24 protein-coding genes and 1 tRNA gene are annotated in these 25377 nt (G+C 61.2%); 18 read left to right on the forward strand and 7 right to left on the reverse strand.

The window, feature by feature from the left end:
- The first annotated feature begins 105 nt into the window (after positions 1–105).
- A complete protein-coding gene (locus AC3WN7_RS08505) occupies positions 106–1065 on the forward strand; it encodes a universal stress protein (protein WP_102674028.1) in 960 nt (319 codons plus the stop codon).
- Positions 1066–1136: 71 nt separating this feature from the next.
- Here the strand turns inward: AC3WN7_RS08505 and AC3WN7_RS08510 are convergent.
- A tRNA-Ser gene (locus AC3WN7_RS08510) sits at positions 1137–1224 on the reverse strand.
- Positions 1225–1347: 123 nt separating this feature from the next.
- Here AC3WN7_RS08510 and AC3WN7_RS08515 point away from each other — a divergent pair.
- A complete protein-coding gene (locus tag AC3WN7_RS08515) occupies positions 1348–2019 on the forward strand; it encodes a Bax inhibitor-1/YccA family protein (protein WP_015094846.1) in 672 nt (223 codons plus the stop codon).
- A 60-nt stretch (positions 2020–2079) separates the two neighbouring features.
- Here the strand turns inward: AC3WN7_RS08515 and AC3WN7_RS08520 are convergent, their stop codons facing one another.
- Both AC3WN7_RS08520 and AC3WN7_RS08525 read right to left on the reverse strand, forming a co-directional pair.
- Positions 2080–2409: a YceK/YidQ family lipoprotein gene (locus AC3WN7_RS08520; RefSeq protein WP_102674029.1), complete on the reverse strand. Its 330-nt coding sequence runs from the start codon at positions 2407–2409 to the stop codon at positions 2080–2082.
- 56 nt (positions 2410–2465) lie between these two features.
- A complete protein-coding gene (locus AC3WN7_RS08525) occupies positions 2466–2903 on the reverse strand; it encodes an Lrp/AsnC family transcriptional regulator (protein WP_015094848.1) in 438 nt (145 codons plus the stop codon).
- A 136-nt stretch (positions 2904–3039) separates the two neighbouring features.
- Between AC3WN7_RS08525 and AC3WN7_RS08530 the strand changes: the two genes are divergently transcribed.
- Entirely contained in the window at positions 3040–3933 is an 894-nt protein-coding gene (locus AC3WN7_RS08530; protein WP_102674030.1) for a DMT family transporter, read from the forward strand.
- A gap of 15 nt (positions 3934–3948) precedes the next feature.
- On the opposite strand, the gene AC3WN7_RS08535 is transcribed toward AC3WN7_RS08530, so the two are convergent.
- The gene (locus AC3WN7_RS08535) at positions 3949–4989 is read right to left on the reverse strand and encodes an FUSC family protein (RefSeq protein ID WP_102674031.1); all 1041 of its coding nucleotides are present in this window, start codon (positions 4987–4989) and stop codon (positions 3949–3951) included.
- 44 nt (positions 4990–5033) lie between these two features.
- Positions 5034–6659: an NADP-dependent glyceraldehyde-3-phosphate dehydrogenase gene (locus tag AC3WN7_RS08540; protein WP_102674032.1), complete on the reverse strand. Its 1626-nt coding sequence runs from the start codon at positions 6657–6659 to the stop codon at positions 5034–5036.
- Positions 6660–7125: 466 nt separating this feature from the next.
- Between AC3WN7_RS08540 and AC3WN7_RS08545 the strand changes: the two genes are divergently transcribed.
- The 10 genes from AC3WN7_RS08545 to AC3WN7_RS08590 all read left to right on the forward strand — a co-directional run bounded on the left by AC3WN7_RS08545 (position 7126) and on the right by AC3WN7_RS08590 (position 16622).
- A complete protein-coding gene (locus tag AC3WN7_RS08545) occupies positions 7126–8013 on the forward strand; it encodes a Dyp-type peroxidase (protein WP_102674034.1) in 888 nt (295 codons plus the stop codon).
- A 16-nt stretch (positions 8014–8029) separates the two neighbouring features.
- On the forward strand, positions 8030–8998 hold the full coding sequence (locus AC3WN7_RS08550; RefSeq protein WP_102674035.1) for a Gfo/Idh/MocA family protein: 969 nt from the start codon (positions 8030–8032) through the stop codon (positions 8996–8998).
- 219 nt (positions 8999–9217) lie between these two features.
- A complete protein-coding gene (locus AC3WN7_RS08555) occupies positions 9218–9970 on the forward strand; it encodes a GntR family transcriptional regulator (protein WP_102674036.1) in 753 nt (250 codons plus the stop codon).
- On the forward strand, positions 9967–11697 hold the full coding sequence (locus AC3WN7_RS08560; RefSeq protein WP_102674037.1) for a fumarate reductase/succinate dehydrogenase flavoprotein subunit: 1731 nt from the start codon (positions 9967–9969) through the stop codon (positions 11695–11697). The genes AC3WN7_RS08555 and AC3WN7_RS08560 overlap by 4 nt, the downstream gene beginning before the upstream one ends.
- A 26-nt stretch (positions 11698–11723) precedes the next feature.
- Positions 11724–11969, forward strand: coding sequence for a 4Fe-4S dicluster domain-containing protein (locus AC3WN7_RS08565; protein ID WP_003180418.1), 246 nt, complete (start codon positions 11724–11726; stop codon positions 11967–11969).
- A 236-nt stretch (positions 11970–12205) separates the two neighbouring features.
- A complete protein-coding gene (locus AC3WN7_RS08570) occupies positions 12206–13612 on the forward strand; it encodes an ABC transporter substrate-binding protein (protein WP_173862067.1) in 1407 nt (468 codons plus the stop codon).
- A 145-nt stretch (positions 13613–13757) separates the two neighbouring features.
- A complete protein-coding gene (locus AC3WN7_RS08575; RefSeq protein ID WP_102674038.1) occupies positions 13758–14540 on the forward strand; it encodes an ABC transporter permease in 783 nt (260 codons plus the stop codon).
- Positions 14540–15388 carry an ABC transporter ATP-binding protein gene (locus tag AC3WN7_RS08580; protein WP_102674039.1) on the forward strand — a complete coding sequence of 283 codons (849 nt, stop codon included), beginning with the start codon at positions 14540–14542 and terminating at the stop codon, positions 15386–15388. The genes AC3WN7_RS08575 and AC3WN7_RS08580 overlap by 1 nt, the downstream gene beginning before the upstream one ends.
- Positions 15385–16347, forward strand: a complete 963-nt coding sequence (locus AC3WN7_RS08585) for a HEAT repeat domain-containing protein (RefSeq protein ID WP_102674040.1) — start codon at positions 15385–15387, stop codon at positions 16345–16347. The genes AC3WN7_RS08580 and AC3WN7_RS08585 overlap by 4 nt, the downstream gene beginning before the upstream one ends.
- Positions 16344–16622, forward strand: a complete 279-nt coding sequence (locus tag AC3WN7_RS08590; RefSeq protein WP_015094860.1) for a DUF971 domain-containing protein — start codon at positions 16344–16346, stop codon at positions 16620–16622. Before AC3WN7_RS08585 ends, AC3WN7_RS08590 begins: the two co-directional genes overlap by 4 nt.
- A 68-nt stretch (positions 16623–16690) precedes the next feature.
- Here the strand turns inward: AC3WN7_RS08590 and AC3WN7_RS08595 are convergent, their stop codons facing one another.
- On the reverse strand, positions 16691–17410 hold the full coding sequence (locus AC3WN7_RS08595; protein WP_102674041.1) for an AAA family ATPase: 720 nt from the start codon (positions 17408–17410) through the stop codon (positions 16691–16693).
- 651 nt (positions 17411–18061) lie between these two features.
- Between AC3WN7_RS08595 and AC3WN7_RS08600 the strand changes: the two genes are divergently transcribed.
- The 5 genes from AC3WN7_RS08600 (at position 18062) to AC3WN7_RS08620 (ending at position 24585) form a co-directional block, all read left to right on the forward strand.
- Positions 18062–18244, forward strand: a complete 183-nt coding sequence (locus AC3WN7_RS08600; protein WP_158247831.1) for a hypothetical protein — start codon at positions 18062–18064, stop codon at positions 18242–18244.
- A gap of 609 nt (positions 18245–18853) precedes the next feature.
- A complete protein-coding gene (gene lexA, locus AC3WN7_RS08605; RefSeq protein WP_102674043.1) occupies positions 18854–19471 on the forward strand; it encodes a transcriptional repressor LexA in 618 nt (205 codons plus the stop codon).
- Positions 19471–20088: a translesion DNA synthesis-associated protein ImuA gene (gene imuA, locus AC3WN7_RS08610; RefSeq protein WP_007973327.1), complete on the forward strand. Its 618-nt coding sequence runs from the start codon at positions 19471–19473 to the stop codon at positions 20086–20088. Before lexA ends, imuA begins: the two co-directional genes overlap by 1 nt.
- A 7-nt stretch (positions 20089–20095) precedes the next feature.
- Entirely contained in the window at positions 20096–21511 is a 1416-nt protein-coding gene (locus AC3WN7_RS08615; RefSeq protein WP_095966820.1) for a Y-family DNA polymerase, read from the forward strand.
- Positions 21487–24585, forward strand: coding sequence for an error-prone DNA polymerase (locus AC3WN7_RS08620; RefSeq protein ID WP_207258306.1), 3099 nt, complete (start codon positions 21487–21489; stop codon positions 24583–24585). The genes AC3WN7_RS08615 and AC3WN7_RS08620 overlap by 25 nt, the downstream gene beginning before the upstream one ends.
- 120 nt (positions 24586–24705) lie before the next feature.
- Here AC3WN7_RS08620 and AC3WN7_RS08625 read toward each other — a convergent pair whose 3' ends face one another.
- Positions 24706–25368 carry a flavin reductase family protein gene (locus tag AC3WN7_RS08625; protein ID WP_102674046.1) on the reverse strand — a complete coding sequence of 221 codons (663 nt, stop codon included), beginning with the start codon at positions 25366–25368 and terminating at the stop codon, positions 24706–24708.
- Positions 25369–25377: the final 9 nt, after the last annotated feature.

Raw genomic sequence — 25377 nt, forward strand, 5'->3', positions numbered from 1 at the left:
TTGCTGGCTGCCGTCACGAGTTCGCTCGAACTAACAAGCATTTGACTCAAGGCCCAGACAGCCAGTCGGGTTTGCACTCAGGCAGGTTTCAGGGCGAGGTAGGTGATGCTCAAGCTCAAACGCATTCTATTGATAGCCCCCAGCGAAATGACCCTGACCCCGGCGTTTGAGCGTGCACATGCCTTGGCGGGTGCAACCGGTGCCTTATTGCACATTGTCGCGTTCGATTATGTCCAGGCCCTGGCGGTAGCCGGTCTGCTTGACCATGACGCGATGGCGCAGGCACGAGAAGGCTATCTGCAGGTTCACCGTCATTGGCTGGAGCAGCAGGCCCGGTTTCAACGATGCGGCGGCATACAGGTGACCACGGAAGTGGTCTGGGCCAAGTCGAGCCTGACAAACCTGCTGGAGTACGTGAACGACTTTGTTCCGGACCTGGTGATCAAGGACACCCATTATGTGCCGGCACTTGACCGTGCCTTTCACCGGCCTGTGGACTGGCGACTGCTTCGCGAGTGTCCGACCCACCTGCACCTGGTGACCAGCGCCAAAAATCCCAAACCCTTGAAAATTCTCGCGGCGATCGATCTGTCCCATCTGGAGGAACTCACTCAGGGATTGAATGACCGAATACTCGACCTGGCCTCTACTCTGGCGGCCAGTTGCGGTGCGCAGTTGCACTTGCTTAACGTCAGTCGTTGGTCAGAGATAAGCGATGCGCCGATGAGTGTACCGACAGAGAGTCTTGATGAGAGTTTGAGAGACGCTATCGAGGATGTCCAACAAGAGGCTTTCGATGTGCTTGCCGAACGCTACTGCATCAAGGATGCCCGTCGACATTTATTGACGGGCTCCCCCCACAAGGTTATCGCACTGTTCGCTCAACAGCATGCTTTCGACATGGTGGTGCTGGGCACGGCTTATCACCATGGGCCTGACCAGTTTATCGGCGATACCGCCGAGAGCGTGTTGAGCCGGGCACCGTGCAGTTTGATGATCGTCAAACCATTATCGGGGGCAGGATGTAGGAAGGCGGGAATACGGGATGGTTTTGCCACGCTTTGAGTGTGGTCGCATGTTCGCCAAACCCCGGAAACGACAAAGCCCTGAAAAATCAGGGCTTTGTCGTATAAAGATGGCGGAGGCGATGGGATTCGAACTCATGGACCTGTTACAGTCGACGGTTTTCAAGACCGTTGCCTTAAACCACTCGGCCACACCTCCGTTTGCGTTGCGGGCGCCATAATACCTGAATGAAACACACTGTCAAACTCTCTGCATAGCTAGTTACAGAGTGTCTGTTATGATCTTTGCGACTGAACGTTTCAAACCAACAGGAGTGTCGCCATGCGCGAACAGGATTACGCAGTTAATAACAGCGTGCAGGCTGAGCAGCTAGAGGTTAGCCGCGTCCTGCGCAACACATACGGCTTGCTCGCCCTGACCCTCGCATTCAGTGGTGTGATGGCCTACGTTGCCCAGCAGATGCGTGTTGGCTACCCGAATATCTTCGTGGTGCTGATCGGCTTCTACGGTCTTTTCTTCCTCACCAACAAACTCCGTGATTCCGCCTGGGGCCTGGTGTCGGCATTTGCCCTGACCGGTTTCATGGGTTTCCTGCTTGGTCCGATCCTCAACCGTTACCTGGGTATGCAGGGCGGCGCTGAAGTGGTCAGCTCGGCCTTCGCGATGACCGCGCTGGTGTTCGGTGGCCTGTCGGCCTATGTGCTGATTACCCGCAAGGACATGAGCTTCCTCGGCGGTTTCATCACGGCAGGCTTCTTTGTGCTGCTGGGTGCGACGCTGGCGAGCCTGTTCTTCCAGATCAGCGGTCTGCAACTGGCGATCAGCGCAGGTTTCGTGCTGTTCTCCTCGGTCTGCATTCTGTTCCAGACCAGCGCCATCATTCACGGCGGCGAGCGCAACTACATCATGGCCACCATCAGCCTGTATGTATCGATCTACAACCTGTTCGTCAGCCTGTTGCAGTTGTTCGGCATCATGAGCCGCGATGACTGATCGTCGGCTTTGAAGTAAAAAACCCGCTCAGGCGGGTTTTTTATTGCCTGGAAACCAGGGTTACTCGGTAATGACAATGCTGCCGTCAGCTTGCTGGCGGTAGAGGGTGTAGGGCAGCAGCAAGGTGTCCATCGCCCCGGACACGACCACGTCAAGCAGCACGACGGCGGGGGCGGGGCCATGTATCTGTGCATCCCGACCCTCTTCGAGGGGCGCGTTCAGCATGCAAAAGTCGTAGGTCACGCCGCTGTAGATTCGCGGTACCGCGCCGCAGTAACTCTTTTGTTCCTTGAGACTTTTCGACGCTACTTCATCACTGCGCACAACCGTCTGAATCGTGCCGCAACCCGCAAGCATCATAGCCACCAGTAGCATTGCCTGAGTTTTCATACCGTCAATCCTTCGCCGGAAACCATCAATCTACTGCAGCCTGAAACAAATATCACTCACGCCATGGGCGGTAACCGGCGCTTGACCGGGGTTTTCTTGACGATGGCCGTGTTGGTTTCAGCGTGGGTGTTGAGGCGGTCGAGCAGGGTGTCCAGTTGCTCCATCGAGCGCACGTGCAGGCGTGCGATGAAACAGTCGTCGCCGGTCACCTTGTCGCACTCGGTGAATTCGGGAATGGCCATGATTTGCCGCTCCACCTCTTGCAACTGGCCCGGCAACGGGCGAATACGCACGATGGCCTGGAGTTGATAGCCGAAGCTTTTCGGGTCGATTTCAACGGTGTAGCCCTTGAGCACGCCGCGCTCTTCCAGGCGGCGCAGGCGCTCGGCGACGCTGGGGGAGGACAGGCCGCTGATTTGCGCCAGGGCCTTGAGCGAGCGTCGCGAGTCTTGCATCAGGGCCGTGATCAGCACTTGGTCGATGTCATCGGTCATGGCGAAACCCTCTGTTAGGCATTTTTTCAAAACCGCCTTTATAAAAAAGGCAGATTCAGAGTTTAGCCTGCTTTCTGCTATGGAGTAGCCCCCGGCTGCATTGGCATACTTTGGCCACAAACACAGGAGTCTGATGATGGACAAAACCCTACGCCGCGGTTCGTTTGAAATGACGGCCGCCATGCTGATCTCCGGCACCATCGGTTGGTTCGTGCTGGTGTCCGGGCAACCGGTGCTGGATGTGGTGTTCTGGCGCTGCCTGTTCGGTGCCGGCACCTTGCTGCTGATTTGCGCCGCCTTCGGCTTTCTGCGCCCCGGCATTCTGACCCGCACCACGTTTTTGCTCGCCGTGCTCAGCGGGGTGGCGATCGTCGGTAACTGGGTGTTGTTGTTCGCGTCCTATTCCCGGGCGTCGATTGCCATCGGCACCGCCGTCTATAACGTTCAGCCGTTCATGCTGGTCGGGCTGGCGGCGCTGTTTCTCAACGAAAAGATCACCGCGCAGAAATTGGTCTGGCTGGGCGTGTCGTTTCTCGGGATGCTGGCCATCGTCAGTGCCCATGGCAGCCAGGGCGAGAGCGGCAGCGATTACCTGACGGGCATTGCCCTGGCATTGGGCGCAGCGTTTCTCTATGCGATAGCCGCGCTGATCATCAAGCGTTTGACGGGGACGCCACCGCACCTGATTGCGCTGATTCAGGTCAGCACCGGCGTGTTGTTGCTCGCGCCATTGGCGAATCTTTCGACACTGCCGCAGGCGCCGAGCGCATGGGCCAGCCTGGTGACACTGGGCATGGTGCACACCGGTGTGATGTATGTGTTGCTGTACGGCGCCATTCAGAAACTGCCCACTGCGCTGACGGGGGCGCTGTCCTTCATCTACCCGATTGCGGCGATTTTCGTCGACTGGTTTGCCTTCGGCCATCGTCTGGAGCCGCTGCAGTGGATCGGCGTCGCGGCGATTCTGCTGGCCGCTGCCGGTATGCAGCAAGGCTGGTCACTCAAGTTTCGGCGCACGGTGACGCCGTAACCCGCTTCGCTTGCGTCAGATGTTCCAGCGCGGCGCGCTCCTGGCCAGGCGCTGGTGCATCTCGCCGATGTTGGCGGCCAGTTGCCGGGTCAGCAGGCGATAGCCGTCCAGCCTGCTGTAGACCGGTGCATCGAGGCTGACCAGCGGCACCTCCACTGGCCGATCGAGGCGCTGGGCGGCGCCTGATTTCAACGCCCGGGCCATGCCGATCAATTGCACGCGGATCTGTCGATGTTCGGCTATCAATGCCGTTTGCAGGAGCGTCATGGCCTCGGGGTCATTGGCATCGGGTCGGGTATTGCCAAGGATTTCCAGGGTGCTGACGCACATGCGCAGGTTGCGCTGGATGGCATCGAGCTCGGTCATGGAAATCTTCACTTCCTTGGACACCGACGGCATCAGTGAGCGCAGTTGCACCATCGCCGCATTCAGGCGCGTCATGAGCTTGAGGTGTTCATCAGCGGTGATGGCCTGGCCGTCAATGATGCGCCCGTAGACTTTCGCGCAATCACGCAGGGCATCGGCCAGGTTGTAGCGCCAGGAATACACCGCGTACAGCGGCAGAGCGAAGGAAAACGCCAGGGCCAGGGCAATGCCGATCAGGATATCCACCCCGCGCCACAAGCCATCGGTGACCGGGTTGTCGCCATGCCCGGCGACGATGAACACGGTAATCGCCGACAGCAGCGCGGTGTAGCCGCCCTTGCCGATGGCGTGATACGAGAAGAACCCGCAGACCACCGACATCGCGAAATAGGTCAGCCAGGGCATCCCGAGCCAAGCCTGTTGTGCCACCAGCGCCAGGCCGACACCGGCGCCGATCAGGGTGCCGATGGCACGCTCGGCGGCTTTCTTGCCGATGTTGCCGTGGTGCTGCAAGCCGCCGATCACCACCAGCATGGTCACCGACGCCCATTCACCGTGGGGCAGTTTGATCCCGGTGGTCAGCAGGATCGTCGCCAGCAAGCCGAGCGACACCCGCACCGCATGGATCACCCGCGCATGGCGGTAGCGCCGGTACGGGTCCAGCAACGGACGCAGCAATCGGCGCAGCAGCGGTGGCAGTCGATCGGCTCTGGATGTACTCAGGCTGGCTCTCCTCAGAAGATGTAGTCGGTGGTCAGGAAGCTCGAACTGCGGCCACTGATGATCTCGCTGATCAGGTCCTTGTTGGTCTCCTGGAACTTGGTGGCCACCAGCGTGCGGATCGAAAACACCCGCAGAGCGTCATGCACCGACAGGGTGCCTTCGGCCGAGTTCTTGCGACCATTGAAGGGGTAGGTGTCCGGGCCGCGCTGGCATTGGGCATTGAGGTTGATGCGCCCGACCTGGTTGGCAAAGGTGTCCACCAGCCGGCCGACCGCCACCGGATTGGTGCCGAAGATGCTCAACTGCTGGCCGAAGTCCGACTCCAGCACGTAGTCGATCACGGTATCCAGGTGGCGGTACGGCACGATGGGGATGACCGGGCCGAACTGTTCTTCCTGGTAAACCCGCATCTGCGGCGTAACCGGGTACAGCACCGCCGGGTAGAAGAACGACGCACGGGCCTCGCCGCCGTTGGGGTTGACCACCCTGGCGCCTTTGCTCTCGGCATCCGCCACCAGTGCATGCAGATAGTCGACCTTGCCCGATTCCGGCAGGGGCGTCAGGGCTACGCCACTTTCCCAGGGCATGCCGGGCTTGAGGTTGGCGAGCCTGGCATTGAATTTGTCGATGAAGGACTCGACCACGTCTTCGTGGACAAACAGGATCTTCAGGGCGGTGCAGCGCTGGCCATTGAAGGACAGCGAACCGGTCACCGCTTCACTGACCGCATTGTCCAGATCCACTTCCGGCAGGACGATGCCCGGGTTCTTCGCATCCAGGCCTAGCGCCGCGCGCAAGCGGTGGGGTTTGGGGTGGAGTTTTTTCAGGTCGCTGGCGGCCTTGTTGGTGCCGATGAAGGCGAAGATGTCGATCTTGCCGCTGGCCATCAGCGCACTGACCGTCTCGCGGCCGCTGCCATAGATGACGTTGATCACCCCGGCCGGGAAGCTGTCGCGGAAGGCTTCCAGCAGCGGGCGAATCAGCAGCACGCCGAGTTTCGCCGGTTTGAACACCACGGTGTTGCCCATGATCAGTGCCGGGATCAGCGTGGTGAAGGTTTCGTTCAACGGATAGTTGTAAGGCCCCATGCACAGGGCGACGCCCAGCGGTACGCGGCGGATCTGGCCGAGGGTGTCCTGTTCCAGTTCGAAACGGCTGGAGCGGCGATCGAGCTCTTTGAGCGCGTTGATGGTGTCGACGATGTAGTCGCAGGTGCGGTCGAACTCCTTTTCCGAGTCCTTGAGGTTCTTGCCGATTTCCCACATCAGCAACTTGACCACGGCGTCGCGCTGCTCGCGCATGCGCCCGAGGAAGGTTTCGACGTGCTGGATGCGCTCGGCCACGCGCATGGTCGGCCACAATCCCTGGCCGCGGTCGTAGGCGCGCACGGCTGCGTCGAGGGCGGTCAATGCGGTATCGGCATCGAGCAGCGGCGTGCTGCCAAGGATCACTTGCTCGTCGCCGTTGGCACCGGTCAAGTACACCGGGCTGCGGACCTGGGCCAGTGGCCCGTTCCAGGTTCTCAGGACGCCATCGACCAGGTACTCACGCTGTTCGGTCTGGCCGTCAAGGCGATACTTTTCCGGGACGTCGGCGGGGCTCGGGAACAGGTTCTGGAGAATATTGGCTGTGGTCATGTCGTTACCCCTCTGGATTGGGTGATGCACTGATGAATCGTTTTAGCAGACCTCAGCAACCCTTGTCATGACTCATCTCAGCGTTTTGCCGTTCGCGGGTTTATCGGTGCCCTGCGTCATGGCCTCAGAAGCGCCCCTTGTTGGCCCCCAATGCCCTCAACCCGCCCGCCTGGCATTGGTAGGGGCTTTTGTGGTGGGTGGACTTCTGTGGTGAGTGGGCTTCTGTGGCGAGGGGGCTTGCCCCCGTTGGAGCGCGCAGCGCTCCCCCTACATTTCCAGTCATACCGAAGCTGCAGGTTTTGGGGCTGCTTCGCAGCCCAACGGGGGCAAGCCCCCTCGCCACAGAAGCCACTTGCCATATTAGTCCACTTACCACCGAAGCCCCTTTGCCACAGGTTCCTGGCCTCCGATGGCACACAAAACCTCACACACCGGTTAAACTCCATGCTCTTTTCAAGGAGTTCATATGAGTCATTACCAGCCGGGCATTCTCGCCACCCCCGTTCCACCTCAAGCCCGCCATATGTTCTTCGCGCTCGAATCCGCCGCTGCACTGCCGGCCGCGCTCGATAACCTGCAAGGGCTGGTGGACGGCAAGTCGGTGGTGGCCGGCTTCGGCGAGTCCCTGGTCAGGGCGCTGGACGGGCAGATCGAAGGTCTGCGGCCGTTCCCGGCGTTGACGGGCGTCGGCGTCGACAATCCGTCGACCCAACACGCGCTCTGGTGCTGGCTGCACGGTGAGGACCGTGGCGAGTTGCTCAACCGCAGCAACGCCATCGCCGCGGCATTGGCCCCGGCGTTGCGCCTGGTGCAGATGAACGAAACCTTCCGCCACATGACCGGCCATGACCTGACCGGCTACGAAGATGGCACCGAAAACCCCCACGATGAAGCCGCAGTAGCCGCCGCACTGGTGGCTGAGGGCGCGGACGGCCTGGTGGGTGGCAGCTTCGCCGCGATCCAGCAGTGGCAGCATGACTTGAAAGGTTTCCACGGGCTGTCGGCGGATGAGAAAGACAACATCATGGGCCGCCGCCTGAGCGATAACGAAGAGATCGACGATGCGCCGGTTTCCGCCCACGTCAAACGCACCGCCCAGGAAAGTTTTGCGCCTGAGGCCTTCGTGGTGCGCCGCTCGATGCCGTGGATCGAAGGTGACCGCGCCGGCCTGATGTTCCTGGCCTTCGGTTTCTCCCTCGACGCCTTCGAAGCCCAACTGCGCCGCATGAGTGGCCTGGAAGACGGCATCACCGACGGCCTGTACCGCATCAGCCGTCCGGTCACCGGTGGCTACTACTGGTGCCCGCCGCTCAAGGACGGTCGACTGGACCTGCGCGCATTGCGTAGCGACTGAACGGCAAGGAGAGCCTATGAACCTGGTGCGTTGGGGCATGATTGGTTGTGGCAGTGTCGCTGAACGCAAAAGCGCACCGGCCTTCTACAAGGCGCCCGGATCGGCGCTGGTGGCGGTGATGGGGCGGCGCCTGGAAGCCGTAACCGACTACGCCGCGCGCCACGGCATCGCGCGGGTTTATACCGATGCGCATGCGCTGATCAACGATCCCGAGGTCGACGCCGTATACATCGCCACACCGCCCGACAGCCATCACGCCTATGCCTTGCAGGTGGCCGCCGCCGGCAAGCATTGCTGCGTCGAGAAACCGATGGCGCTCAACGCCGGGCAAAGTCGCGAGATGCAGCAGGTGTTTGCCGATGCCGGGTTGCATCTGTTCGTGTCCTATTACCGGCGTTCGCTGCCACGCTTCCGGCAAGTGCGGCAATGGCTGGAGGAGGGGCGGATCGGCGAGGTTCGGCACTTGAGCTGGACCCTCACCAAAACCCCGTCGGCAGCGGATCTTGCGGGTGCGAACAACTGGCGCACCGATCCGGCGATTGCCGGTGGTGGCTACTTCGCCGATCTGGCCAGCCATGGCCTGGACCTGTTTCAGTACCTGTTCGGCGATATCGTCGAAGTCGCCGGGTTCACCGCACGGCAGGCCGGTTTGTACGCGGCCGAAGATGCCGTCAGCGCCACTTGGCGGTTTGCCAGCGGGGCACTGGGGATGGGTTGCTGGAACTTCGCCGCCGATCGTCGCGAAGACCGGGTCGAAGTGATTGGCAGTCAAGGCCGGATCACTTTTTCAGTGTTCGATGAGCACCCGGTCGAACTGCACGCCGACGAGCACCTCAGCCTGACCATCGAGCATCACGCCCACATTCAGTGGCACCACGTGTTGGGCATGAATGCGCATATTCGTGGTGAGGCGCAGCATCCGGCGGTGGCCGCAGAGGCGCTGAAGACTGATTGGGTGATGGACCAGATTCTCAAGCGCGGCTGATTCTTCAGATCACACATCACCCCTGTGGGAGCGGGCTTGCTCGCGAAGAGGGAGTGTCAGGCGACGTCAATGTTGTTTGATACACCGCCTTCGCGAGCAAGCCCGCTCCCACATTTGTTCTTGCTTCGCGAATCTAACCTTATTCTCAAACAGTATTTCTCAATCCCCACACGGCCTCTCTAAGATCACGTCATAACTCGTTATAACAAGTGATCTGCCATGCCCGATAACGTTCTATCCCTGAGCAGCGTCCCGCTGCACACCCAGCTGCGAGACGTGCTGCGCGCCCGCATCCTCGACGGCCAATACCCGCAAGACAGCCAGATGCCTTCCGAAAGCGAGCTTGGCGCCTTGTTCAAGGTCAGCCGCATCACCGTGCGCCAGGCCTTGGGTGACCTGCAAAAGGAAGGGCTGATCTTCAAGATCCACGGCAAGGGCACTTTCGTCGCCAAGCCGAAAACCTTCCAGAACGTCAGCACCCTGCAAGGCCTGGCCGAGTCCATGACCGGTCGCGGCTATGAGGTGATCAACCGCCTGCGCAGCTTCAAATTCATTGCAGCCGACAAGCTTGTCGCCGAGCGTTTGCAGGTCGAGGAAGGCGAGATCGTGGCGCAGATCAAGCGGGTGCGCCTGATCAATCGCGAGCCGATTTCCCTGGAAATCACCTACCTGCCCAAGGCCGTTGGCGAGCGTCTGGAAAAGGCCGATCTGGTCACCCGCGACATTTTCCTGATCCTGGAAAACGACTGCGGCCTGGCGCTCGGTCACGCTGACCTGGCCATCGACGCGGTACTGGCCGACAGCGACCTGACCCAGGCGCTGAACGTCGAACCAGGCTCGCCGATCATGCGCATCGAACGCCTGACCCACGACGCCGAAGGCCGGCCAGTGGACTTCGAACACCTTTACTACCGTGGCGATGCCTTCCAGTACCGCCTGCGGATCGACCGGCAAAAAGGGGATCAGGCATGACGTGCAACACGTTGGAGCAGGAATACGACATCGTCGTGATCGGCGGCGGCACCGCCGGGCCGATGGCGGCGATCAAGGCCAAGGAACGCAACCGCGACCTGCGGGTGTTGTTGATCGACAAGGCGAACGTCAAGCGCAGCGGCGCGATCAGCATGGGCATGGACGGCCTGAACAACGCGATCATTCCCGGCCACTCGACACCGGAGCAGTACACCAAGGAAATCACTATCGCCAACGACGGCATCGTCAACCAGGCGGCGGTGTACGCCTATGCCACTCACAGCTTCGAGACGATCGAGCAACTGGACCGCTGGGGCGTGAAGTTCGAGAAGGACGAAACCGGCGACTACGCGGTGAAGAAGGTCCACCACATGGGCGCTTACGTGTTGCCGATGCCGGAGGGGCACGACATCAAGAAAGTCCTGTACCGCCAGTTGAAGCGCGCGCGGGTGAGCATCACCAATCGGCTGGTCTGCACCCGTTTGCTGACGGACGAGGAGGGCGCGGTCAACGGTGTGATGGGTTTCGATTGCCGCACGGCGGACTTCCATGTGATCAAGGCCAAGGCGGTGATCCTCGCCTGCGGTGCCGCCGGCCGCCTGGGCCTGCCGTCCTCGGGCTACCTGATGGGCACCTACGAAAACCCGACCAATGCCGGCGACGGCTACTCGATGGCCTACCACGCCGGGGCCGAGCTGGCGAACCTGGAATGCTTCCAGATCAACCCGCTGATCAAGGATTACAACGGCCCGGCCTGCGCCTACGTCACCGGTCCCCTGGGTGGCTACACCGCCAACAACAAGGGCGAGCGCTTCATCGAGTGCGACTACTGGAGCGGGCAGATGATGTGGGAGTTCCATCAGGAGCTGGAGAGCGGCAACGGTCCGGTGTTCCTCAAGCTCGATCACCTGGCCGAGGAAACCATCCAGAACATCGAAGAGATCCTGCACAGCAACGAGCGTCCGAGCCGGGGCCAGTTCCATGCCAATCGCGGTACCGACTACCGCACGCAGATGGTCGAGATGCACATCTCGGAAATCGGTTTTTGCAGCGGGCATTCGGCGTCGGGGGTATGGGTCAACGAGAAGGCCGAGACCTCGGTCAAGGGCTTGTACTCGGCGGGGGACATGGCGGCGGTGCCGCACAACTACATGCTCGGTGCGTTCACCTATGGCTGGTTTGCCGGCAACAACGCGGCGGATTTTGTCGACGGGCGTGAGTTTTCCGCGCTGGATGCCGCGCAGATCGAAAGCGAAAAACAGCGGGTCTATGCACCGCTGGACCGCGAACACGGCCTGCCACCGGCCCAGGTCGAGTACAAGCTGCGGCGCTTCGTCAACGACTACCTGCAACCGCCGAAAGTGACAAAGAAGATGCAGATCGGCCTGCAACGCTTCAGCGACATCCAGCGCGACCTCGACCAGATCAAGGCCCACAACGCCCACGAACTGATGCGCGCCATGGAAGTCAGCATGATCCGCGACTGCGCCGAAATGGCCGCCCGCGCTTCATTGTTCCGCGCCGAAAGCCGCTGGGGGCTTTACCACCATCGCGTCGATCACCCGCAACGCAACGACCGCGACTGGTTCTGCCATTGCCACTTGAAGAAGGACGAAAACGGTTTGATGAGCAGTTTCAGGAAAGCCGTCGAGCCTTACATCATCCCGCTGGATGCCGACGAGATGCAGGCCTACGACCGGCTGCGGGTCGGTGCCGATGCGGCTTGATGCCGACAACCAGAGAGAGACCGAACATGGCTTACCAACCCCAGGAAATCTTCTTTCGCTCCAACGCTCCGGTCACGGTCGATGAAGACAAATGCATCGCCCACAAAGGCTGCACCGTGTGCGTCGACGTTTGCCCGATGGACCTGCTGGCGATCAACCCGGCCACGCAAAAGGCCTACATGGCGTTCGACGAATGCTGGTACTGCATGCCCTGTGAAAAGGATTGCCCGACCGGGGCGGTGAAAGTGGAGATTCCCTATTTACTGCGCTGAAATACCGTCCATGTGGGAGCGGGCTTGCTCGCGAAGAGGCCGGCACAGCTGGCATCTCCATTGACTGTACGGACGCATTCGCGAGCAAGCCCGCTCCCACAGTGAATCGAGTTCAAACAACCCAAAAAGCCATCCGGCAACCACCGGACGCCTGATCCAGAACACCCCTCGTTTCCCACCACGCCCTGATCGTGGCGGAGACGAACATCCTATAAATGATTCGAGGGGAAACACTCATGATGTTGCGTGCAGCTTTGGCCGGTCTGGTACTGGCTTCCTTCACCCTGTCGGCCTCGGCCGAAACCATCCGCATTGCCATCGGCACCCAGGACACCACCATCAACTGCGCCGCCGGCGGATTGTTGATTCGCGAGCTCGGCCTGCTGGACAAATACCTGCCCCACGACGGCCCCTACAAAGACGCCCAATATGACGTGCAGTGGAAAAACTTCACCAGCGGCGCACCGCTGACCAACGAGATGGTCGCCGGCAAACTCGACTTCGGCGCCATGGCCGATTTCCCCGGTGCGTTCAACGGCGTGGCCTTCGAAACGGCGGGCAAGCACAGCCTGTTCATCAGCGTATTGTCGGGCAGCACCAAGGGCAGTGGCAACGGCATCGTGGTGCCGAGTGCGTCGGGCGTGCAGTCGCTGGCCGAACTCAAGGGCAAGACCATCTCCGTGCCGTTCGCTTCCACCGCCCATGGCATGCTGCTGCGCGCCGTCGCGGCCCAGGGCTGGGACCCGCTCAAGGACGTGAACATCATCGCCCAGCCGCCGGAAGTCGCCGGTTCCGCGTTGCAGGCCGGCAAGATCGATGCTCATGCCGACTTCGTACCCTTCGCCGAGCTGTTCCCCAGCCGTGGTTTCGCCCGCAAGATCTATGACGGTTCCCAGGCCGATGCGCCGACCTTCCACGGTGCGCTGGTCGATCAGGCCTATGCGAAAAAGTACCCGGAAATCGTCGTCGCTTACCTGCGGGCGAGCATCGAAGCCAACCAGTTGCTGGCGGCTGAACCGGAGAAATACAGCGAGTTGATCGCCAAGGTCACCGGGGTTGATGCCGAGGTCAGCTACCTGTTCCATGGCCCCCTCGGCGTGCAGACCCGCGACCTGAGCTGGAAGCCGGAATACCGCCAGGCCGTGGGCACCGCCATCGATACCCTCAAGCTGTTGAAGAAGGCCGATCGCGGGCTCGATCTCAACACCTTCATCGACGACCAGTACATCCGCGCCGCCTTCAAGGCCTCGAACCTGGACTACAGCGCGCAGCTTGGGAATTACCGGCAGACGCCGCTCAAGGCCGTCGATGCGGCAAGCGGCAAAGCCATCACCGACTTCAGTCATGTGGCGGAAATCTGGGTGCGTGGCGAGCCGAAGGTTCGTCAGTACGCCTCGGCGGAATCGGCATTTACCGCGCTGACAGCGTTGAAACAGGAAGGCAAGAACATCCGCGCGGTGTACACCCAGGCCAGCGACAGCGGGATCAAGTTGCTGGCGGATCAGGCGTGGTTTGCCACCGACGCCAAGGGGCGGCTGAGCGCGTTCCTGCTCAAAGGCCAGGCCCAACAGTTCGCCAGCGCCCAAGGCGGGAAAGTATTCGACTTCACCGATGCCACGACCCAGGCCGTAGCCACCCGCTAACCCCCAAACACCACAGCTCCCTGTAGGAGCGAGCTTGCTCGCTAAAAACGTCCGGACAACGCGATCCGTCAGACAGAGCGAGTAATCGTTGGCGTTCTTCGCGAGCAAGCTCGCTCCTACAGGAGGTGGGTTGAGAGGAAAAATTGTGTACCGATCATATTCTCGCTGGATTCCCAGAGCCGCTTCACTGCTGCTCTGCCTGCTGTTCTGGCAACTCGCCGCCAGCCACCACTGGAACCTTGGCCTGGTGACCTTCGCCAACGTCCCGACACCCTTGGCGGTCATTGAAGCCGCCCTCGGCCTGGGCGACTCGGGCAAACTCGCCCAGCACCTGGGCAGCAGCCTCGGGCGGGTATTCGCCGGCTACCTCGCGGCGCTGATCATTGGCGTGGCTCTGGGCCTGGCCATCGGTCGCTCGAAATGGGCCGAAGATCTGTTGCTGCCGCCCCTGGAAGTCCTGCGGCCGATTCCGGCCGTGGCCTGGATTCCCCTGGCGATCCTGATGTTTCCCTCGTCGGAACTGTCGATGGTGTTCATCACCTTCACCGGCGCCCTGTTCCCGATCCTGCTCAACACCGTGCACGGCGTCGAAGGCGTCGACCCACGGCTGATCGCCTCGGCGAAAAGCCTCGGGGCAGGGCGCCAGGCCATCCTGCTGGAGGTCGTTCTGCCGGGCGCGGCGCCGAGCATCATCACCGGCCTGGCCATCGGCATGGGCACCTCGTGGTTTTGCCTGGTGACGGCGGAAATGATCTCCGGCCAATTCGGCATCGGCTATTACACCTGGGAGTCCTACACCATCCAGAACTACGCCGACATCGTCGTCGGCATGTTGCTGATCGGCGTGCTCGGCATGGGCAGCAGCCTGTTGATCAAGCGACTGGGCGGGCTATTCACGCCTTGGCATCGACCACGAGGAAAAGCCTGATGAGCGTTTTTCAACACCTGGAAGGGCGTATCGATATCCGCGGGTTGTCGATCAGCCTGGGCGAGGGCCACGGGGCTTTCGAAGCGGTGCAGGGCCTCGACTGCCAGATCGAGCCAGGGCAGTTCGTGTGCATCCTCGGGCCGTCCGGTTGCGGTAAATCCACCTTGCTCGGGGCGCTGGCCGGCCACCTGCAACCGTGCACCGGCAGCTTGAGCGTGGATGGCGCGCCGGTGTCGGGGCCATCGCCACAACGGGGCATGGTGTTCCAGCAGCACACGCTGTTTCCGTGGCGCACGGTGCGTGACAACGTGGCGTTCGGCCTGAAAATGCGTGGCGTCGGCAAGATCGAACGACTCAAGGCGGCGGATGAAATCCTCGCCCTGGTGGGCCTCGAAGGGTTTGCCGGGCGCTGGCCTGACCAACTGTCCGGCGGCATGCAGCAGCGGGTGGAAATCGCCCGGGTGCTGGTCAACCGTCCGCGCCTGTTGCTGATGGACGAGCCCTTTGGCGCCCTCGATGCCCTGACCCGATTGAACATGCAGGAACTGCTGCTGGACATCTGGACGCGCATCCGCACCACCGTGGTGTTTGTCACCCATGACATCGACGAAGCGCTGTTCCTCGCCGACCGCTTGCTGGTCATGAGCTCACGCCCCGGGCGAATCATCGAAGACCTGCGCCTGGATTTCCCCCGGCCGCGCAGCACGGAGCTGATGACCCGCCCTGAATTCTCGCATCTGAAGCGCCATTGCCTCGAACTCCTGCGGCACGAAGACGGCCGGCAACTGCCGCGCCTGAACCCGCTCGGACTTCCCCCTGAAAACAAACTGCCGCGATTTGCCCTATGACCTCACTATTCGATGTAACCGATAACGACGACATTCTGGCCCTGCAACCGCGCCTGACCGATGACGACCCCGGCGTGCGCCGGATCGCACTGATCGAGCTGGCCGATCTCGAGGAGCCGGACGGCCTGCAGTGGTTGATCGATCGACTGGCCGAAGACCCGAGTGCAGACGTTCGCGCCGAAGCCGCCCGGTTGATGGAAGCCTGGGAGGACGCGCCCGTGGTCGAAGCCTTGTGCCAGGCCCTGACGGATCCATCCCCGGCGGTGCAGGCGGCCGCTGCGCAAAGCCTCAGCCTGCTCAAGAGCGAAGCGGCGGGGCGGGTCATTCTGCCCTGGACCGGGCACGCCGACAGCGGCGTACGCATTGCCGCGTTCCGGGCGTTGCGCGAGTTGCGCTGCCCCGATGCCGCCGCAGCAGCTGCCGCTGCATTGGACGATGAAAGCGCCAGCGTGCGCCGCGAGGCGGTGGGCGTACTCGGCTGGCTCAAGCAGCTTGATGCCTTACCGGCACTGGCGCGACTGGCCAGCGCCGACCCGGACACCGACGTGCGGCGGGCCGCCACCGGGGCGCTGGGCCTGGCGTCTGACGCCCATGTGCTGCCGGCCCTGCGCCAGGCCTTGCGGGACGATGCCTGGCAAGTCCGCGAAGAAGCCGCCACCACCCTGGGCAAGGTCGGCCACCCCGACGCCGGCCCGGCCCTGATCGACGCCCTGGACGACGATTACTGGCAGGTGCGTCTGCGCGCCACCCGCAGCCTCGGTCGCTTGCGTTATGGACCGGCGCTCGAAGCGCTGATCGACACCCTCGGCCATCGCATCAGCAACCTGCGCAAGGAAGCCGCGCTGGCCCTCGGCGAACTGAACGACCCACGGGCCATTGCGCCATTGCAGGCCGCGCAACACGACGGCGACCCTGAAGTGCGCAAGGCCGTGCGCATTGCCTTGAGTCAACTGCAATGAACCCGCTGGCGGTGGGTAATTCGCAGGGTAGGCAGCAGCTGCGATTGAACTGGCCCGATGGCCGCGAACAGTGGCTGGACCACGCCGAACTGCGTCGTCAGTGTCCATGTTCGCAGTGCCGGGCCTTTCGTCTGCGGGGGATGGCGCCGATGGTGGATGCCCGGGTGCGGGTAATCGAACTGAACCCGCAGGGCTATGGCCTGCAACTGGTCTTCAGCGATGGGCATGAGCGGGGGATTTATCCGTGGGCGTATCTGGCTGGACTTACCGACTGAATCGTATTCCATTCCTCAGCGGGAGTTGTCGCGGTCTGCGACAGCTCCCCCCGTGCGCTTTCAGTGGTTTATGTGGCGAATACAGGTTCAGTAACGGCCCGGATAAACACATCGTCCACAGTCTTTACTCCATACTTTTGCATGAACTCACTGCCGTTGTTAAAGCGATTGAAGCGTTGCTGGCTGATCATATAAAAATAATCACAATGGTTAATGACTTCATCAACATTGTGCGAGGAAACCAGAATGGCGGTGCCCTCCCTGGCGGCGCCGTGAAGACATTGCCAAATATAGTGACGAAATTCGGGATCTACACCGGCAGTCGGTTCGTCGAGAATTACAAAGTCTGCGGAAATTGAAAGAAGGGAAAGAGTAAAGAACCAGCGTGTCTCTCCGTAGCTGCACAGCGATGATTTTTTGTTCCATATGTCTTGGTATCGGTCAACTATCGCAGGGCTCCATGCACTTAGTTTTTTCAGGGTTTTATCTTGTGTCATGGGCTCGTTTGATGACAGCGCCGATACCATTTTAAAAATGTCACGCATGCGCAGCGGTGGGGGCGTGGAGATGATTTGGGAAAGGTATAAAAAACGAATGAAGTCGTTTTTTATGAAGCCGGATTTTGCTTTTTTAAGGTCGCAGACGAGATCGAAAAAAGTTGTTTTTCCAGATCCGTTGGGCCCCAGAATGCCGACAATGTCACCTTGAGCAACCTCAAGAGATGCTTGGGTTAAGAGGGGCGTGTCTGTATAGGAGAAGTCAATGTTCTGCGCCGTGAATTTTTTCATCAGTACCGGCTCCATACGGGATTGATTCTTAGGTGTTTGAACGTTTTGTACAGTGCAAAAATAAACAAAAGAACGATTGCGGCTGTGATGGGTTTGTTGGGGCCAAGGCCTTGTTCCATTATTTGGCTTGCAAGTGTCAGTGGGTTTGCGAGGTTCAAAGCGTCGGTGATGGGGTTTGGTCTGCTGGCACTCATGACTCCGAGGATCAACATGCAGAACGAAAAAATGGAAAGCAAAGTGTTCGAGTTCTGAAAGTTGATCGGTAGCAATGAGAAGGCAGCCCCGAGAGCGCAAAACATGATAAAGCAGATGTAGAAGCGTAGTGCCAGATTCAGTAGTTCATCGAAGGCGTAGTTTCCAAATGGAAGCTTGGTCGTCAAGTAGAAGGTTGCGCAATAAGATATTGATATTAGCGAGTAGGCAATGAAGTGCGATAAAAGAAAAAATAGTTTCGATTCACGGGAGTAAATAAATGAACGGATGAACCCGCTTTCCCTTCTTCCGATTATGTAGAAGGCGAATCCGAATAATGCGACACTTGAAGATATGTAGGCATAAAACCATGCCGAAATCGTAATGTAATTGCTAGGGAAATAGTTGGGGTCTTGCCTGGTTGTTGCGAAAAAATAGAACATCGCACAAGGTGATATCATGATCCAGAAAAAGGCGATGGGTTCTTTCAATTGTTCTTTGATGAGTATGGATGTTAGGGAGAACACTCTGGGTAAAATATTTTTAGTCATTGGATGGTGTTTTCCAAGGTTGTTGTTTTTTATTTTGCTTTCGTTTGTGGTTTGCCATCTGGCATTAAGTGATGTTGCAATGGTTGGTTGATTTTAGTGTTAAATGCAAGTGAGGGGGGTTTATGTTGTAGGGGTTTTCCTATGGTCTTTTAAGATGTCTCCTACATGATGTTGGGACCCTTGGTTTTTTGGTTTTTCTCTACTGTGGTTGGTTTTTAGTGTGGATCTGTGGAATTCCTTTTTGAAACTGTGTTTTAGTTTTCGGCAGGCAGAAATGATCTTTCCATGTTGAGTAGAATATTTCTGTAGGAGTAAATGGGCGGTTTCTACTTTTTTTATGGATTTTTATTTTCTTGAGATGCTGATTTTTTTAGAAAGTCGACGAACGGTATGCCTCATTTTTTGATCGTCCGTTTTGTTCGAGTAAGTAGCGATGGGCGTTGCGTCTTCGGGTTGTCGAGCGGCACGCTCAGGGGTATGACCTGCAACAGGTGTTTAGCGACGGGCATGAACGGCGTATCTGGCGCAACTGACCCCTTGAGCCAATGAAATCCAGTGTGGGAGCGGGCTTGCTCGCGAAAGCGGTGTGTCTATCGATACTTCATTGGCTGATCCACCGCTTTCGCGAGCAAGCCCGCTCCCACAGGTTATCGACCAGATGATTGACGGTTCTTGCCAGGAAAAAGCCAAAAGAGTACAAATGTACTCCATGACGACTCTGACTCCCCGCCGTACCGCCATCCTGACCTTCATCCGCGATCGCATCGCCGAGCACGGTCAGCCTCCGAGCCTCGCCGAGATCAGCGAGGCGTTCGGTTTCGCCTCCCGCAGTGTGGCGCGCAAGCATGTGCTGGCGCTGACCGAAGCCGGGTTTATCGAGGTCAACCCGCATCAGGCCCGGGGCATTCGCCTGCTCGGGCAGCCGTCGCGTCCCGAGTTGCTGGACATCCCGGTGCTTGGTCGGGTGGCGGCCGGTGCGCCCATCGGGGTCGATGCGCAAATCCATAGCCGCTTGCTGCTCGATCCGTCGATTTTCTCGCGGGTGCCGGACTACATGTTGCGGGTGCGCGGTGATTCGATGATCGAGGACGGCATTCTCGACGGCGATCTGGTAGGCGTGCACCGCAACCCCGAGGCGCTCAACGGTCAGATCGTCGTGGCGCGGCTCGACGGTGAAGTCACCATCAAGCGCTTCGAGCGGGTCGGCGATGTGGTTCGCCTGCTGCCGCGCAACCCGGCCTACCAGCCGATTATTGTGCACGCCGATCAGGACCTGGCCATCGAAGGCGTGTTCTGTGGTTTGGTGAGGCAAGGCTGATGGGTGCCGTCGTTGCGCTGGATACGCTGTTCAATGGCGGCCAGGTCTGGAGGGGCCGGCCTGCGCCGCCGGCCGCCAGCCCGCAACCCACCGGGCACGCCGCGCTGGACGCGGCATTGCCCAGTGGCGGCTGGCCGGAGGCGGCGCTGACGGAAATCCTGCTGGCCGGGCAGGGCGTGGGCGAGTTGCAGTTGGTGTGGCCGACGCTGGCACGGCTGTCGGCGGCGGGCGAACGCATTGTGCTGGTGGCGCCCCCTTATGTGCCGTATCCCCAGGCGTGGCAGGGCGCCGGGGTCGATCTGCGTCAGTTGTCGATCATCCGGGCCAGCGAGCGCGATGCGCTGTGGGCCGCGGAACAATGCCTGCGTTCGGGCAGTTGCGGCGCGGTGCTGTGCTGGCCGCACAAGGCCGATGACCGCGCCTTGCGCCGTTTGCAGGTGGCGGCGGAAACCGGCCAGACCCTGGCCTTCGCCTATCGTCCCCTCAGTGAAGCGATCAACCCTTCGCCGGCGGCCCTGCGCATCGCCATCGATGCCCGGCCGGCACAACTGCGCGTGCTCAAGTGCCGCGGCGGCCTGGCCCGTTCGGCGCCGATTGCCTTCGCCGTGGGGCATTGAGGTTGCCATGCGCTGGGTCTGCATTGTTTTCCCGCAATTGGCGCTGGACGCGGCATCGCGTCAGCGCGCCGATCCCGATGAACCCCTGGCGTTGCTGACCGGCCCGGCCCAGCGCCGGGTGCTGCAGGCCGTCAACGCTGCGGCGCGGGCGCTGGGTTTGCGTCCCGGCCAGTCCATGAGCGCGGCACAGGCCTTGAGCAAGGGGTTTGCCACGGCTGAATACGACGCCAGTGAAATCGAGCGCTGGCAGCAGTTTCTCGCCGCCTGGGCCTATCGCTTCAGTTCCCAGGTCAGCGTGCATTACCCCCGGGCCCTGGTGTTCGAGATCGAGTCCAGCCTCGGCCTGTTCGGCGCCTGGCCGCAATTCGAAGCGCTTTTGCGCCGTGAGCTCGGCGAACTGGGATTTCGGCACCGCATCGTGGCCGCGCCCAACCCGGTGGCGGCGCGGGTGCTGGCCAATGCCTATGACGGCCTGGTGGTACCGGATGATCAAGCCTTGCAGCATCACTTGGGGCAGATGCCCGTCGACCGGATTGGCCTCGAAGCACAGGTTGCCACGGCCTTGTCGCGAATGGGCCTGCGCACCTTGAGCCAGGTGCAGGCGTTGCCCCGGCAGAGCCTGGCCCGGCGCTTCGAGGCCCAGGTGCTCAAGCATCTGGATGCCCTGCTGGGTGTGCGGCGGCTGGCACTGGCGTTTTACCTGCCGCCGGACCGCTTCGATGTGCGTATCGAGCTCAATTTCGATGTGCAGTCCCATCAAGCCCTGCTGTTTCCGTTGCGCCGGTTGACGGGCGACCTGTCGGCGTTCCTCTGCGGTCGCGACAGCGGCGTACAGCGTTTCGACCTGCATCTGGAGCACGCCGGGTTGCCGGATACGCTGATCAAGGTCGGCCTGCTCAGCGCCGAGCGTGATCCGGCGATGCTCTTCGAGCTGGCCCGTGGGCGGCTGGAGCAAGTCCAGGTCGAGGCGCCGGTGCGCGGTTTTCGCCTGTGTGCCGAGGATTTGCCGACCTTCGTGCCCCAGCATCAGGAGCTGTTCGACGATCGCCCGCAGCAGTCCTTGCCCTGGGAGCAACTGCGCGAACGCCTGCGGGCACGGCTGGGGGATGACGCGGTGCATGGCTTGCGCTTCCAGGCCGATCATCGCCCCGAGTGCGCGTGGCAGGCCAGTGCCGACAGCCAGCCTTGTATAGCGCTGGGCGCCGTGAAGCGGCCGGGCTGGCTGCTGACCGAGCCGCTGGCTGTGCACCAGGGCTCGGCGCGCATCCTCATGGGGCCGGAGCGTATCGAGTCCGGCTGGTGGGACGGTGACGACGTACGCCGCGACTATTACCTGATCGAAACCCGTGCCGGCCAACAGGGCTGGGCCTACCGGGCGGTCGGCGAGGACGGCCCGTTGTGGTTGCAGGGCTGGTTTGCATGAGCCGCGACTATGCCGAATTGCACTGCCTGTCGAACTTCAGCTTCCAGCGCGGTGCCTCCAGTGCCCTCGAGCTGTTCCAGCGCGCGAAAAAACAGGGTTACCAAGCCCTGGCGATCACCGACGAATGCACCCTGGCGGGCATCGTTCGTGCCTGGCAAGCGGCGAAGTCCGTGGAGTTGCCGCTGATCATCGGCAGTGAAATACGCATCGAGAACGGTCCGAAACTGGTGCTGCTGGTGGAGAGCCTCGAGGGCTATCAGGCGCTGTGCCGATTGATCACCCGCGCCCGGCGCCGTACGCAGAAAGGCCAGTATCAGGTGCTGCGCGAAGACTTCGGCGAACCGTTGCCGGGGCTGTTGGTGTTGTGGGTGCCGGACGCTGTCGATGCCTTTGCACAGGGCCACTGGCTCCAGCAGGTCTTCGGCGAACGCCTGTGGCTGGCGGTGCAGTTGCATCGCGGTCAGGATGATGGGCAACGCCTGAACGATTTGCTCACACTGGCTCGGGAACTGCGAATTCCAGCCGTGGCCAGTGGCGATGTGCACATGCACGCACGCGGGCGCCGGGCCTTGCAGGACACCATGACCGCGATCCGTCATCACCTGCCGGTGGCCGATGCCGGGTTGCGCCTGCATCCCAACGGCGAGCGCCATCTGCGCAGCCTCGATGTGCTGCAGGCGCTTTACCCGCCAGACTTGCTGGCGCAAACGCTGGTCATTGCCCGGCGCTGCACCTTCGACCTCGGCCAGCTGCGTTATCAATACCCTCGCGAACTGGTGCCGCAAGGGCACTCGGCCACCTCGTGGCTGCGTCATTTGACCAAGGAAGGCATCGAGTGGCGCTGGCCAAAAGGGCCGAAAAACGAAGTGTTGGTGCAGATCGATAAAGAGCTGCAACTGATCGCCGAACTGGGCTATGAAAGTTATTTCCTGACGGTCCACGACATCGTCCGCTTTGCCCGCCAGCAACAGATTCTTTGTCAGGGTCGTGGTTCTGCCGCCAACTCGGCAGTGTGCTTCGCCCTGGGGATCACCGAAATCGATCCGGATCGCACCACGTTGCTGTTCGAACGCTTTCTGTCCAGGGAACGTAACGAACCGCCGGACATCGACGTCGATTTCGAACATGAACGCCGCGAAGAAGTCTTGCAGTACGTGTTCCAGCGTTATGGCCGGGCCCGCGCCGCGCTGACGGCGGTGGTCAGCACTTACCACGCCGCCGGTGCGGTACGGGATGTGGCCAAGGCCTTGGGTTTGCCGCCGGACCAGATCAACGCCCTGGCCGATTGCTGCGGTCACTGGAGCGATGAAACGCCCCCCGTTGAACGCCTGCGTGAAGGTGGCTTTGACCCGCAGAGCCCGGTGCTGCACCGGGTGTTGAGCCTGACGGGGCAGTTGATCGGTTTCCCCCGGCATTTATCCCAGCACCCCGGCGGTTTCGTGATTTCCGAGCAGCCGCTGGACAGTCTGGTGCCGGTGGAAAACGCCGCCATGGCCGAGCGCACCATCATCCAGTGGGACAAGGATGACCTCGACGCAGTGGGCCTGCTCAAGGTCGATATCCTGGCGCTGGGCATGCTCAGCGCGATTCGTCGATGTTTCGATCTGCTGCGCCGGCATCGGGGCCTGGACCTGAGCCTGGCGACCATCCCGCCCGAGGATGCGGCCACCTACGAAATGATCGGTCGGGCCGACACCATCGGCGTGTTCCAGATCGAGTCCCGGGCGCAGATGTCGATGTTGCCGAGGCTCAGGCCCAAGACGTTTTACGATCTGGTGATCGAGGTCGCCATCGTTCGGCCGGGGCCGATCCAGGGCGGCATGGTGCACCCGTATCTGCGGCGACGGAACAAGGAAGAACCGGAGGCGTATCCGTCGCCGGAACTGGAAGTGGTGCTCAAGCGCACCCTGGGCGTGCCGCTGTTTCAGGAGCAGGTGATGCAGATCGCCATCGTCGCCGCCGACTACAGCCCCGGCGAGGCCGATCAGCTACGCCGCTCCATGGCCGCCTGGAAACGCCATGGCGGGCTCGAACCGCACAAGGAGCGGCTGGCCGCCGGCATGAGGAAAAACGGCTACACCGCCGAGTTCGCCGCGCAGATCTTCGAGCAGATCAAGGGCTTTGGCAGCTACGGTTTCCCCGAGTCCCACGCCGCCAGCTTTGCCTTGCTGACTTACGCCAGTTGCTGGTTGAAATGCCACGAACCGGCGGCCTTCGCCTGTGCGCTGATCAACAGCTGGCCGATGGGGTTCTACAGCCCGGACCAGATTCTGCAGGACGTTCGGCGTCATCATTTGCAGGTTCGCCCGGTGGACGTGCGCGCCAGTGACTGGGATTGCAGCCTGGAACCGATCAGCGGTGCGCAACCGGCGATTCGCTTGGGGCTACGCATGATCAAGGGCTTTCGTGAGGACGATGCCCAACGTATCGAAGCGGCCCGTTCGCAAGGCGCGTTCGCCGACATCGCCGACCTCGGCGAACGGGCACGGCTCGATGCCCGCGCCCAGGAGCAACTGGCCGATGCCGGCGCGTTGCGTGGCCTGGCCGGCGACCGCCACCGGGCACGCTGGGAAGTGGCCGGAGTACAAAAGCAGCTGGGTTTGTTTGCCGGCCTGCCGCGTCAGGAGGAAGACGCGGTGGCGTTGCCAAAACCCACCGTGGGCGAGGACCTGCAAGCCGATTACGCCAGTGTCGGCACCACCCTCGGGCCGCATCCGCTGACCCTGTTGCGGGGTGAGTTGAAGGCGCGGCGCTGCCGCAGTTCGAAAGAGCTGCTGGACGTCGAGCACGGTCGGCCGGTCAGCGTCGCCGGGCTGGTCACCGGCCGGCAACGCCCGGCCACCGCCAGCGGCGTGACGTTCGTCACCCTTGAGGACGAGTTCGGCAACGTCAACGTGGTGGTCTGGCGCGACCTCACCGACCGGCAACGCCAGGTGTTGGTCGGCTCGCAACTGCTCAAGGTCGATGGACGCTGGGAGAAGGAGGGCGAGGTCCGGCATCTGATTGCCGGGCGCTTGAGTGATCTGAGTGCGTTGCTCGATGGCATTACTGTGCGCAGCCGGGATTTTCACTGACGCCGCAAACCTGTGGGAGCGAGCTTGCTCGCGATGACGGTTTTACAGTCAACATCTGCGCTGCCTGACAGACCGCTATCGCGAGCAAGCTCGCTCCCACAGGGTTTGTGTTAATGCCTGCTATTTGGCCAGCGGCCAAAACCGCTCGCCACCCCCCGGTGCATCCGTCCACGCCTGCAACGAACGCGTCGGCAGATCGAAATAATCCCGGGTTCGCGCATAGCCATGCCCACCCATGCGTCCGATCGCATCCAGCCCCAACTGATCGATGTACAGGGTTTTCGGGTCGATCAGTTCGTCACGCACATGCGCCATCAGCACTTCACCAAAGATGATCTCCCGGGATTGGCCGATGGACAGCGCCATCATCCGCCGGCACTCCAGCGCCACCGGGGCTTCGCCGATGCGCGGGCATTTGACCGTGGTGCCGGGGATGGCGGTGAGGCCGGCGGCGGTCAGTTCGTCGAAGCCGGGGGCGAAGGGCACGGCACAGACGTTCATGGCCTCCACCAGGGCGTCGCTGACGATGTTCACGGTGAATTCCTGGTTGAACTGGATATTGCGGGTGGTGTCCTTGGGACTTTGGTCGCCGTAATTTTCCACGCCAAGGGCGAGGATGGGCGGATCGGCCGACAGCGCATTGAAAAAGCTGAACGGCGCCGCGTTGATCCGGCCTTCGCCGTCGACGGTGGTGACCAGAGCAATCGGTCGTGGCACGACGCTGCCGATCAGAATCTTGTATTTGTCCCGTGGGCTCAGTGTGCTGAAATCGAAGCTTTGCATGAGCAGAAA

Source organism: Pseudomonas sp. FW305-70, from assembly GCF_058783925.1.

Coding starts and splice junctions, on each gene's coding strand:
- AC3WN7_RS08505 (WP_102674028.1), top strand. CDS start 106: ATGCTCAAGCTCAAACGCATTCTATTGATAGCCCCCAGCGAAATGACC.
- AC3WN7_RS08515 (WP_015094846.1), top strand. CDS start 1,348: ATGCGCGAACAGGATTACGCAGTTAATAACAGCGTGCAGGCTGAGCAG.
- AC3WN7_RS08520 (WP_102674029.1), bottom strand. CDS start 2,409: ATGAAAACTCAGGCAATGCTACTGGTGGCTATGATGCTTGCGGGTTGC.
- AC3WN7_RS08525 (WP_015094848.1), bottom strand. CDS start 2,903: ATGACCGATGACATCGACCAAGTGCTGATCACGGCCCTGATGCAAGAC.
- AC3WN7_RS08530 (WP_102674030.1), top strand. CDS start 3,040: ATGGACAAAACCCTACGCCGCGGTTCGTTTGAAATGACGGCCGCCATG.
- AC3WN7_RS08540 (WP_102674032.1), bottom strand. CDS start 6,659: ATGACCACAGCCAATATTCTCCAGAACCTGTTCCCGAGCCCCGCCGAC.
- AC3WN7_RS08545 (WP_102674034.1), top strand. CDS start 7,126: ATGAGTCATTACCAGCCGGGCATTCTCGCCACCCCCGTTCCACCTCAA.
- AC3WN7_RS08550 (WP_102674035.1), top strand. CDS start 8,030: ATGAACCTGGTGCGTTGGGGCATGATTGGTTGTGGCAGTGTCGCTGAA.
- AC3WN7_RS08555 (WP_102674036.1), top strand. CDS start 9,218: ATGCCCGATAACGTTCTATCCCTGAGCAGCGTCCCGCTGCACACCCAG.
- AC3WN7_RS08560 (WP_102674037.1), top strand. CDS start 9,967: ATGACGTGCAACACGTTGGAGCAGGAATACGACATCGTCGTGATCGGC.
- AC3WN7_RS08565 (WP_003180418.1), top strand. CDS start 11,724: ATGGCTTACCAACCCCAGGAAATCTTCTTTCGCTCCAACGCTCCGGTC.
- AC3WN7_RS08570 (WP_173862067.1), top strand. CDS start 12,206: ATGATGTTGCGTGCAGCTTTGGCCGGTCTGGTACTGGCTTCCTTCACC.
- AC3WN7_RS08580 (WP_102674039.1), top strand. CDS start 14,540: ATGAGCGTTTTTCAACACCTGGAAGGGCGTATCGATATCCGCGGGTTG.
- AC3WN7_RS08585 (WP_102674040.1), top strand. CDS start 15,385: ATGACCTCACTATTCGATGTAACCGATAACGACGACATTCTGGCCCTG.
- AC3WN7_RS08590 (WP_015094860.1), top strand. CDS start 16,344: ATGAACCCGCTGGCGGTGGGTAATTCGCAGGGTAGGCAGCAGCTGCGA.
- AC3WN7_RS08595 (WP_102674041.1), bottom strand. CDS start 17,410: ATGAAAAAATTCACGGCGCAGAACATTGACTTCTCCTATACAGACACG.
- AC3WN7_RS08600 (WP_158247831.1), top strand. CDS start 18,062: ATGATCCAGAAAAAGGCGATGGGTTCTTTCAATTGTTCTTTGATGAGT.
- lexA (WP_102674043.1), top strand. CDS start 18,854: ATGTACTCCATGACGACTCTGACTCCCCGCCGTACCGCCATCCTGACC.
- imuA (WP_007973327.1), top strand. CDS start 19,471: ATGGGTGCCGTCGTTGCGCTGGATACGCTGTTCAATGGCGGCCAGGTC.
- AC3WN7_RS08615 (WP_095966820.1), top strand. CDS start 20,096: ATGCGCTGGGTCTGCATTGTTTTCCCGCAATTGGCGCTGGACGCGGCA.
- AC3WN7_RS08625 (WP_102674046.1), bottom strand. CDS start 25,368: ATGCAAAGCTTCGATTTCAGCACACTGAGCCCACGGGACAAATACAAG.